10 protein-coding genes and 1 tRNA gene are annotated in these 9,741 nt (G+C 35.8%); 5 read left to right on the top strand and 6 right to left on the bottom strand.

Annotated elements, in window-relative coordinates; translation table 11 throughout:
- Positions 1-4: 4 nt before the first annotated feature.
- From tuf to ACJMLO_RS08075, 3 genes are all read left to right on the top strand, one after another.
- Positions 5-1,246: a translation elongation factor EF-1 subunit alpha gene (tuf, locus tag ACJMLO_RS08085; protein ID WP_405295666.1), complete on the top strand. Its 1,242-nt coding sequence runs from the start codon at positions 5-7 to the stop codon at positions 1,244-1,246.
- Positions 1,247-1,312: 66 nt separating this feature from the next.
- A complete protein-coding gene (gene rpsJ, locus ACJMLO_RS08080) occupies positions 1,313-1,621 on the top strand; it encodes a 30S ribosomal protein S10 (RefSeq protein ID WP_042691424.1) in 309 nt (102 codons plus the stop codon).
- A 35-nt stretch (positions 1,622-1,656) separates the two neighbouring features.
- A tRNA-Ser gene (locus ACJMLO_RS08075) sits at positions 1,657-1,740 on the top strand.
- 19 nt (positions 1,741-1,759) lie between these two features.
- Here the strand turns inward: ACJMLO_RS08075 and cobK are convergent.
- Genes cobK through ACJMLO_RS08060 form a run of 3 tightly spaced genes read right to left on the bottom strand, consistent with a single transcriptional unit; the run spans position 1,760 to position 5,365 of the window.
- Entirely contained in the window at positions 1,760-2,545 is a 786-nt protein-coding gene (gene cobK, locus ACJMLO_RS08070) for a precorrin-6A reductase (protein ID WP_405295664.1), read from the bottom strand.
- On the bottom strand, positions 2,542-4,971 hold the full coding sequence (locus ACJMLO_RS08065) for a cation-translocating P-type ATPase (RefSeq protein ID WP_405295662.1): 2,430 nt from the start codon (positions 4,969-4,971) through the stop codon (positions 2,542-2,544). The genes cobK and ACJMLO_RS08065 overlap by 4 nt, the downstream gene beginning before the upstream one ends.
- Positions 4,972-4,975: 4 nt before the next feature.
- A complete protein-coding gene (locus ACJMLO_RS08060; protein ID WP_405295660.1) occupies positions 4,976-5,365 on the bottom strand; it encodes a UPF0146 family protein in 390 nt (129 codons plus the stop codon).
- A gap of 70 nt (positions 5,366-5,435) precedes the next feature.
- On the opposite strand from ACJMLO_RS08060, the gene rimI reads away from it, so the two are divergent.
- Positions 5,436-5,891 (top strand): ribosomal protein S18-alanine N-acetyltransferase, encoded by a 456-nt coding sequence (rimI, locus tag ACJMLO_RS08055; RefSeq protein WP_405295658.1) that lies wholly within the window; start codon positions 5,436-5,438, stop codon positions 5,889-5,891.
- Here the strand turns inward: rimI and ACJMLO_RS08050 are convergent.
- Positions 5,856-6,377 (bottom strand): zinc ribbon domain-containing protein, encoded by a 522-nt coding sequence (locus tag ACJMLO_RS08050; protein ID WP_405295656.1) that lies wholly within the window; start codon positions 6,375-6,377, stop codon positions 5,856-5,858. The genes rimI and ACJMLO_RS08050 overlap by 36 nt on opposite strands.
- A gap of 91 nt (positions 6,378-6,468) precedes the next feature.
- Between ACJMLO_RS08050 and ACJMLO_RS08045 the strand changes: the two genes are divergently transcribed.
- Positions 6,469-7,437 (top strand): hypothetical protein, encoded by a 969-nt coding sequence (locus ACJMLO_RS08045; RefSeq protein ID WP_405295654.1) that lies wholly within the window; start codon positions 6,469-6,471, stop codon positions 7,435-7,437.
- Between the two features lie 312 nt (positions 7,438-7,749).
- On the opposite strand, the gene ACJMLO_RS08040 is transcribed toward ACJMLO_RS08045, so the two are convergent.
- Together ACJMLO_RS08040 and dusB are read right to left on the bottom strand one after the other, a co-directional pair.
- Positions 7,750-8,127 carry a hypothetical protein gene (locus ACJMLO_RS08040; RefSeq protein ID WP_405295652.1) on the bottom strand — a complete coding sequence of 126 codons (378 nt, stop codon included), beginning with the start codon at positions 8,125-8,127 and terminating at the stop codon, positions 7,750-7,752.
- A 460-nt stretch (positions 8,128-8,587) separates the two neighbouring features.
- Positions 8,588-9,568 carry a tRNA dihydrouridine synthase DusB gene (gene dusB / locus ACJMLO_RS08035; RefSeq protein ID WP_405295650.1) on the bottom strand — a complete coding sequence of 327 codons (981 nt, stop codon included), beginning with the start codon at positions 9,566-9,568 and terminating at the stop codon, positions 8,588-8,590.
- Positions 9,569-9,741 lie beyond the last annotated feature (173 nt).

The raw sequence follows: 9,741 nt of genomic DNA, 5'->3' as shown, positions 1-9,741 counted from the left end.
TATAATGGCAAAAGAAAAAGAACATCTTAACTTAGCATTTATTGGACACGTTGACCACGGAAAATCCACTTTAGTTGGACACTTATTATTAAAAGCTGGTGCAATCGCTGAACAACAATTAGATGACGGAGAAAACAAATTCAGATTTGTTATGGACAAATTAGGAGAAGAAAGAGAAAGAGGAGTAACTATCGACTTAGCTCACCAAAAATTCTCCACCAAAAAATACGACTACACTGTAGTAGACTGTCCTGGACACAGAGACTTCGTTAAAAACATGATCACCGGTGCATCCCAAGCTGACGCAGCTGTATTAGTAGTTGACGCAAAAGACGGTGTAATGCCTCAAACCAAAGAACACGTGTTCTTATCCAAAACTTTAGGTATTAACCAATTAATCGTTGCAATCAACAAAATCGACTTAGTTGATTACTCCGAAGATAAATACAATGAATTAAAAGAAGAAGTATCAAACTTAATTAAAACTGTAGGTTTCAACCCTGCTGATGTACCTTTCATCCCATTATCTGCATTTGAAGGGGACAACATTAACGATGCATCTCCAAATACCACCTGGTACAAAGGTGACAACTTAATTGATGCATTAGACAAATTAACCCCACCTGAAAAACCTACTGACTTACCTTTAAGAATTCCTATCCAAGATGTTTACTCAATCACTGGTGTAGGAACCGTACCTGTAGGAAGAGTAGAAACTGGTGTAATGAAAAAAGGTGAAAACGTTATCTTTGAACCAGCAGGAGCTTCTGGAGAAGTTAAATCTATCGAAATGCACCACGAACAATTTGAAATCGCTGAACCTGGTGACAACATCGGATTCAACGTAAGAGGTGTAGGTAAAAACGATATCAGAAGAGGAGACGTAGCTGGTCACACTGATGCTGCTCCTACCGTAGCAAAAGAATTCGATGCACAAATCGTTGTTTTACAACACCCTGGTGTAATCACCGTTGGATACACTCCTGTATTCCACTGTCACACCTCTCAAGTAGCATGTACTTTCTTAGAATTATCTAAAAAATTAAACCCTGCTACTGGTGCTGTTGACGAAGAAAACCCTGACTTCTTAAAAACTGGTAACGCAGCTATTGTTAAAATTAAACCTACTAAACCAATGTGTCTCGAAAACGCAAAAGAAATCCCTCAAATGGGTAGATTTGCTATCAGAGATATGGGTCAAACTGTTGCAGCTGGTTTATGTCTTAACATTACCGCAGCAAAATAAGTTTGTAAACAATAATTAGAAAGTAATTTTTTACTTTCTTTCTTTTTGTTTTTTGGAGGATAATAAATGAATCAAGCAAGAATTAAACTTACTGGAACAGACCCAGAAAAATTAGCATACGTATGTGATCAACTTAAAAAAATCGCTGAAAGAACTGGGGTTGACTTATCTGGTCCTATTCCATTACCTACTAAAAAATTAGTAGTTCCAACAAGAAAATCTCCAGATGGAGAAGGTAAAGCTTCTTGGGAAAAATGGGAACTCAGAATTCATAAACGTTTAATCGGTATTGGAGCTGATGAACGTGCTATGAGACAAGTAATGAAAGTTAACGTTCCTGATAATGTAAGTATTGAAATCGAACTTAAAGGATAAATATTTAGAATCCTTCTAAATATTCCTTTGTATATGCCGAGATAGTCTAGTCTGGTAAGGCGCAGGACTTGAAATCCTGTGAGGTTTTCCTCGCCTGGGTTCAAATCCCAGTCTCGGCGTTTATCTTTAAACTGTTTTTTAAAAAAAGTCTTTTAATTTAATATCTAACTCTTCAAGATTAGATACAATATCATTTTTATTTAATTCATCTATTTTTGGTCGTTGAATCATTACAACCGCAACGTTTTTCTCGTTTGCAGCCTGAATTTTTTCAACAACTCCTCCAATGTCGCCGCTTTCCTTTGTTATCATTACACTGGCATCATATTTTTCCATCAGTTCAATGTTCTCTTCCAGGCTTGCCGCTCCTTTCATTGGAATGATATGGCTTTGATCAATGCCCAGTTCCTGACATTTGGCAATGGAACTTTCCACCTTTAAGATTCTCGGATAGAATCTGTCGACTGAAACATATTTTACAATGTCTCTCATGGTGTTGGCTCCTGCAAGATGCAGTATATTTCCCCTATCGAATTCATTTTTAATCAGTTTTCCTGCATCGTCAAATGAATTAACGTAATGAATATGTGATGTATCAATGTTTTCGAGGTTGGTGGTAGGTCTCTCAAAGCGGATATAGGGCATTCTTAATTCCTTTGCTATGCTTGTGCTGGTCTGTGTGATATGTTCGGCAAAGGGATGGGTTGCATCAATCAGCAATTCAAAATTCTCATTTTCAATTATTTCAATAATCTCATCTTTGAGCAGCGGACGGGCAATTGTGTCGTCACTTCCGCTTTCATGGGATAATCTTGCACCGTATTCGGTTGTGGTTGTTGTTAGGATATAAGCATCATAATTCTCTTTAACATGTCTGATGATGTTTGTCGAGTCCTTGGTTCCTCCAAGCAGCAGAATCTTCATTTTATCACCTTCTTCATTATTCTTTCGGCTATTACTATAGTAAATGATATGACTATAATCATTATCCAATCAATTAGGTTTATTGATGTTGTTCTGAATATGATTTGCAGTTGAGGTATGTATATTATCAATAGTTGAAGAACAAATGAGAGCATTATTGCCAGATACAGGTATGTGCTTCGTTTTTCGGAGTTTGATTTCCTGTTGTATGCATTGAATAACTGATACATTACAAACAATGTGAATGAAACTGTCATTGCCTTTTTTTCACCGGCGTTTATGCTCAGCTGATAGCTGAACAGCGCTATTGTTCCAATTGCCATGACAATTCCTGAAATCAATATTTCAGTTAATGTTTTTCTTGTTAGGATGTCTCCCGTTTCTGGAGGGCGTTCCATCAAATCCCTTTCGGCCCCTTCAATGCCCAGTGTCTGTGCAGGGGGTCCGTCCATTACAATATTTAGCCACAGCAATTGTACTGGATTGAAAGGTAAAGGTAAATTAAGAAGTGAGGTTCCAACTATTGTTAAAATGGCTCCCACGTTTGTTGATACTTGGAATTTGACAAATCTTTTAATGTTGTCATAGATTTTACGGCCTTCCTCAATTGCCTTTACTATTGTTGCAAAGTCATTGTTCTGCAAAATCATGTCTGCTGATTCCTTGGCAACATCAGTTCCATCACCCATTGCAACACCTATTGATGCTTTTTTAAGTGCAGGCGCATCGTTTACACCGTCACCTGTCATTGCAACAATATTGTTGTCTTCTTTTAGTGCCTCAACGATTCTCATTTTTTGAGCAGGCTTTACCCTTGCATAAACCTGAATGCTGTCGGAAATTGCCAGATATTCTTCGGTTGTGAGCTCTGCTAATTCGTCCCCGTTAATTACTTTTCCATCTGTTAATATTCCCAATTCTTTTGCTATTGCCTCTGCAGTTTTTTCATAGTCTCCAGTAATCATTTTTACTTTGATTCCAGCTTTTATGCAATCGTTTACAGCTTTTTTAGCATCTTTTTTAGGAGGATCCATTAATCCGAGCAGTCCGGTGAATGTCAAATTTTCCTCTATTGGGTCTTCGTCAACTTTTTTGTATGCACACCCGATTACCCTCAATGCCCTCTCACTCATTTCATCAATTTTTTTAAGTATCATTTCCTTACTTTGAGCATCAATTATTTTAATAGTTCCATCATAATCTATGTATTTGCATTTGTCTAAAATTATTTCTGGAGCACCTTTTGTCAAAACAACATTGCTTTCACTGTTTAGGCTATGTATAGTAGTCATCATTTTACGATTGCTGTCAAGAGGAATTTCGTCAACTCTTTCCAGTTCGATTTCATGGCTTTGGCAGAATTTTAAAATGGCTCCATCAGTTTGGTCGCCGATTATTTCTCCATTGTTAATTCGGGCATTGTTGCATAGTTTTCCAATTTCAAGTGTTTTGTTTTCATTGGTAAAGAAAGATTCGACCACGGTCATTTTGTTTTCAGTTAATGTTCCTGTTTTGTCACTGCAGATTATGGTACATGAACCTAATGTTTCAACAGACAGCAGTTTGCGAACAATTGCATCTGATTTTGCCATTTCAGACATTCCTAATGCTAGAGTTAAGGTCAAAACTGCAGGAAGACCTTCGGGAATTGCCGCAACGGCCAGTGAAACTGCAGTCATGAATGTTTCTACGATTGGGATTCCCTTCACTAATTCTAAAATGAAAATGGCGATACAAACGATTATGGCAATTAGGGACAGTGTTTTTCCAAGTCTTCCAACCTTTCTTTTAAGGGGCGTATCTTCATCGTCTTCCTGCACAACTTCAGCAATCTCTCCAATTTGGGTTTTCATGCCTATTGCCTTGACGATGCCTATGCCGTTTCCGGAAAGTATATTGGAGTCCATATAAACTTCATCGCCAATCTCTTTTCTTATGGCTTCGGACTCTCCTGTCAGATGTGATTCATCACAGCTCAGGTCATTGACTTCAATCAATGCCAAATCGGCAGGTATCCTATCTCCTTCTTCAAGAATTACGATATCTCCAACAGTTAACTCTTCTGAGTTGATTTCTTCTACAGTATTCTCCCTTTTGACAACTGCAGTTTTTACAATCAGGCTCTTAAGACTTTCAACCGCTTTTTGTGAGCGGTATTCCTGTATGAAACCCATGATGACATTCAGCAAAACGGCGAGAAGGATTACGCAGGCATCTATAATGTCTCCGATGGCGTAAGCCGCAACCGCTGCAACCAATAAAAGCCCTATCAGAATATCTAAAAATTGTGAAAAGAACAGAACAACTAATGGTGTGGCTTTTTTCTCTTCAATTTTATTTAAACCATATGTGTTTTGCCTTTTTGTAATTTCAGCATGGTTCAATCCTTCTCTGGAGGTATTATATTGTTTCAGTAATTCGTCCATTTTATCACTTTAAGGTATAAAAGCTTGCTCTTTTGAAATTTTTTAATTTCATTTTGACCCTGCCTGTATTTATATCTTCGTTTGTCAGCGGTTTGATTATAAGCTGTGATTTGATTTTGCATGCAAGATTGACAAGATATGGTTGAAGTTCACTTGGAGGTCGTATCGAATAGATAATGTCTATATTGCAATATAAATCTAAATTTGGATTTGTAATGTCGTCCTTTACGACGCTTCCGTCTTTTGGATCAATGTCTATCTTAATCAGTGTAATGTTGTCCTTTGATGCCAGGAAGTTTGCAATTCTGTCGAATTTGCCCACACCCACTTCTGCAATTCTGACATTTTTCTCTCCTGCTTCACTTAATATATATTCTGCAAAATCATTCCACATTTTTTTATCCTCAAATTAATATTCGTAATCCAAACTATTAAATACATTGTTTTTTATAATTTTATTTGGTATGATTATTAGGAAATTTCGGCCGAATGATTTAAAAAGAGTTTTTGAAATAGAAAACATGTCTTTTAGCCAATCTTATGGAATAAATATGTTTCAGCAATTATATGAAATGGGTGTTGGATTTTTAGTGGCTGAAGAGGAAGGTTATGTAATAGGATATGTTATCTTTTGGGTTAAATATGAAAATCAGGGCCATATTATTTCCATTGCGGTTGATAAGAATTATCGCCGTCAAAAGGCAGGAACTCAACTTCTGGTCAAGGCGATATCAATTTTATCCCTATTGAATCTTGATGTAATTTATCTGGAAGTGAATGAAAACAATAATGAAGCGGTGGAGTTCTATAAAACATTCAATTTTAAAATTGACCGCGTAGTTCCGGGATATTATGATGGTGGTGATGGAGCCATATTGATGTACCTATCTTTGAAGGGCGGTAAGATTTCCCGCCAATAACTGCCTGTATTGGGTCAATGCGTCAGCAGGGATGTTTCCGGTTGCAAACAGAATTGCTATTAAGATTACATAAAATCCGAAGATTGCAAGCTGGATATGTCCATGTTTTTTTGCAACTGGATCTTTTCTGGTTGACAGGTAAATTGCAATAATCAGGCCCAGGATTCCTCCAAGAATTGAGAATACGTAACCAAACAAAATCAGCCATCTGCTGGTTCTGTGCCTGTAATTTTCAGCATTATTTGATATTTCTTTTTTAATGACGATTGGATTCAGATTGCCCTCGGAATCTCCTTCAAACTGCTTTTTAAAAACTAATGGACTTCCACACTTGACACAATAATCGGCTTCATCCGGGTTTTTGTATCCGCATAACGGGCAGGTGTCCTCCTCTACATCTATTTTTGGAAATTCACGGCCGCACTTTATACAAAAACCATACATATCATCTGTTGCGGTACCGCATTGTGGGCATCTTCTAATCATATTATCACTTATTTAAATAATTACAAATAATTATTTATAAATGTTTGTAATTTGGTTAATTATATTAAAGCCGGAATAGATAGATATTGTAATGATTGAAAAAATTGAAATTACGCAAAGGTTCAATTTTAAAAGGCTCAACCGTCACTATGAGTGTTTCACCATTGATCTTTTAAATAAAAATGCTTATTATAAGATTTCCGAACGGGGAAGTGGCGATAAGTTTTTAAGTGAAAATGCCCTTTGTGACGATTCATGGATTGGAATCCTGGTCGATTTGAGACAAAATATGACTAGTGAAATTCACCGTATCGATGATGAGCAGATTGACCGGTTTTTGTGTGATTTCAACTCTCTTAATCTGTTTGAAGGTTTTGAATCCGAGGAATTTTCCTATTTTGAAAAGATAGAGTTGATCTATTCCTGCAATGTAGTGATTTATTCGACCGATAAGTTTGAGGAATACAGTTTCAAAAACAACTTTCCTGCAAACTGGATTAGCTTCGGCGAGATTTTGAAGGACCTGTTTGCTTTCGACGTTTTGCATCTGAATTACCAGAGGCAAATGGTGACTCCACTTTATTTTGACATTGAAAAAGATGGGGTTTATCTTGATGGGAAACTAAACATAAAGACCATTGAGTTTGGCCATTACAGAACCTATCCATATGAACTTCCAAATCCCAGGCTGATTGTTGATTTTAAAAAGAATAGGATTGAAGGATATATTGAAAAGGATTTGGGTTTGAGTGACCGGGAGCTGATTTACGGTCTTTTGGAAAAGTATCATGTTTATCAATGGATTTTTGATGAATACCACAGGAAATCCAATATACGTGATCCGGACGATTTGGAAGGATATGACTGGTATCTGGAAATTGTTTTTGAAGACAACATCATCTGGCATATTTTTGGCTATAATGACTATCCAGACACTTACGTTCACCTTGCGCGTGAAATAATTGAAATTACTGGAATGGATTTACTGGAAATCAACACCATTTCTAGTAATGATTTAAAACTGTATGAAAAGATTGGCGAGATGAAATTAACAGATTAAATTTCGTTTATTTTAAAAAATGTTAATTATCCATTATTAAAACTAATTGGAAAAGAATCATGTTCTTTCAGCTTTTTATTTAGGATTAGTTATTAACTTTTGAATCTATTATTTTTTTCATGCCGTGAGTGCTGGCAGAAATTATTTGATTCTTAACACTTTAGTATTCTTAAAAAATATCATATGGGCTATAAGGACAACAATCAATATAAAAAAATAGAAAAATCAGTTAAAATAGAGCAAGATTTAAAATTCAATAATTCTGCTAAACAATAAAAAAGATAAAAAAATAAAAAAGTATAAAGTTGAAATTTATACTACAACTTTTTCGATTAATTTTTCATCTGGTGCATCAATATTTATAAATTGTTGTCCTACTTTATATATGAATATTGAGCGGCCATCTTTCTCCATAAATATTCCGTCTTTACCATTAATGGTTTTATCTTGGGAACCCTGTTGAGCGGACATGTCAACATCGCCATTTACAGCAAAAGTAGTAACAGTTATGTTATCAGTTCCATTTTCCATTACAGCAACTGTTATAATAGCTTCTTTTCCCTGAAATTCACCAGTTTGGTTAGTGACAGTTAATTTTTCATTGATTTTAAACCCGTCTGGAGCATTAATATCTGCCATAGCTGTAACAAAAGATAATGACATAGCAAATGCTAATAAAACAACGCTCATCAATAATATCTTTTTATTCATTTTTTTCACCTATTGAATTGTAATTTGAACTACCTCAACTTGTAGAAATTGAGGATTCTCACTTCACGGACTGTATGCTCTAATAAGTATAGATTACCGTGCTAGTCCCTTTGTCCAAATGTTCTGGCAATTTTCAAATGTTAATGTTTTCCTTTTTTTAACTTGATTATCGTTGAAAAAAAGTTTTTATAAACTTTCGCATTGCCATTATTATTTTTGGCATTGTTTCTATTTAAAATTAATCAGAAAAACATTTGACATTAATACCATTTGTGCTATCGTCCTTAAACTCAATGCCAAAACCAATGCGAAAGGCAGAACAACATTCAAAAATCAAAAAGTTGATCAAAAAAAGGCACATACAAAGCAACTGTAACCTTTAGGAGATTGCTTCAGAGGTTACTTCATTTTTTTATTTTCAAGGTATTTTTAATTTATATTAGAATTTAACTAATTCTTTATATTCTTCAAGCAAATCGAACAATTCAGTTTTTGTATTCATTTTAAATATTTTAGGCTTTATCTCTGCACTTCTCCATTGGCCCTTCAGATAATACGCCGTGTGGGTTCTCATTTTATGCATTGCAACTTCTTCAGGAATGTTTTCACTGAGCAAATCCGCATGCTTTTTAATCATTTCAAGTTTCATGTCCAATGTGGGCTTTTCAGGTTCGATTTCAAAGTCCAGATAATCAATGCACTGTCGAATAAGCCAGGGATTTCCTAAAACACCCCGACCAATCATTATCGCATCGCAGCCAGTCTCATCAATCATTCTTTTGGCATCGTAACATGTGCGAATGTCTCCGTTTCCGACAACCGGTATTGACAGGTTTTCCTTGACTTCCTTTATTATTGACCAGTTTGCATTTTCACCGTATCTCTGCTCTCGTGTACGTGGATGGACGGTAATTGCAGATGCTCCTGAATCTTCAACAATTCCCGCAACATCCAAAGCATTTATGCAACTATTGTCCCATCCGCTTCTGATTTTACAGGTAACCGGAACATTTGAGCTTTCAACTACAGCTTCAACAATCTCTCCTATTTTTTCAGGATCCTTCAGGAGGGCGCTTCCAGCCTGTGAGCGTACTGCAACTTTAGGGACTGGACATCCCATGTTTATGTCGATGATGTCGGGTTTCATATTCTCGCAGATGTATTCGGTTGCAATCCTGAAGGATTTTGCCTCCGCTCCAAATATCTGTTGGGAAATTGGCCTTTCATATTCGGTCATGTAAAGCATTTCCTGTGTTCTGTGATTGTTGTACATTATTGCCTTATCAGACACCATTTCAGTTGACAGAAGTCCGCATCCCATTGATTTGGCAATTCTTCTAAATGCAGAATCGCATATTCCGGCCATTGGGGCGAGTACAACTTGATTGTCTATGGTCACATTGCCAATTTTCCATTTCATAAAAATTCCTACAAATCATTGATTTTAAGTTGTTTTTTCATTAATTATTTATAGTTGCATTTATATAATTATATCTATTATATTAATTTAATTTTTATGGGATAACATGGCTAACGTATCATCAAAAGAATTATATGAATTTAAAAAAACATTAAAAGAATTATCAAATAAAA

It is taken from the genome of Methanobrevibacter sp. (genome assembly GCF_045120835.1).
Classification (GTDB): domain Archaea; phylum Methanobacteriota; class Methanobacteria; order Methanobacteriales; family Methanobacteriaceae; genus Methanocatella.
The sequence above is the reverse complement of the archived record's forward strand: the minus strand, read 5'-3'. Positions and strand labels throughout refer to the sequence as shown.

Excerpts from the sequence above, each read along its gene's own strand:
- dusB (WP_405295650.1), bottom strand. The coding sequence starts at position 9,568 with ATGAAATGGAAAATTGGCAATGTGACCATAGACAATCAAGTTGTACTC.
- ACJMLO_RS08065 (WP_405295662.1), bottom strand. The coding sequence starts at position 4,971 with ATGGACGAATTACTGAAACAATATAATACCTCCAGAGAAGGATTGAAC.
- rimI (WP_405295658.1), top strand. The coding sequence starts at position 5,436 with ATGATTATTAGGAAATTTCGGCCGAATGATTTAAAAAGAGTTTTTGAA.
- ACJMLO_RS08040 (WP_405295652.1), bottom strand. The coding sequence starts at position 8,127 with ATGAGCGTTGTTTTATTAGCATTTGCTATGTCATTATCTTTTGTTACA.
- rpsJ (WP_042691424.1), top strand. The coding sequence starts at position 1,313 with ATGAATCAAGCAAGAATTAAACTTACTGGAACAGACCCAGAAAAATTA.
- ACJMLO_RS08060 (WP_405295660.1), bottom strand. The coding sequence starts at position 5,365 with ATGTGGAATGATTTTGCAGAATATATATTAAGTGAAGCAGGAGAGAAA.
- cobK (WP_405295664.1), bottom strand. The coding sequence starts at position 2,545 with ATGAAGATTCTGCTGCTTGGAGGAACCAAGGACTCGACAAACATCATC.
- ACJMLO_RS08045 (WP_405295654.1), top strand. The coding sequence starts at position 6,469 with ATGATTGAAAAAATTGAAATTACGCAAAGGTTCAATTTTAAAAGGCTC.
- tuf (WP_405295666.1), top strand. The coding sequence starts at position 5 with ATGGCAAAAGAAAAAGAACATCTTAACTTAGCATTTATTGGACACGTT.
- ACJMLO_RS08050 (WP_405295656.1), bottom strand. The coding sequence starts at position 6,377 with ATGATTAGAAGATGCCCACAATGCGGTACCGCAACAGATGATATGTAT.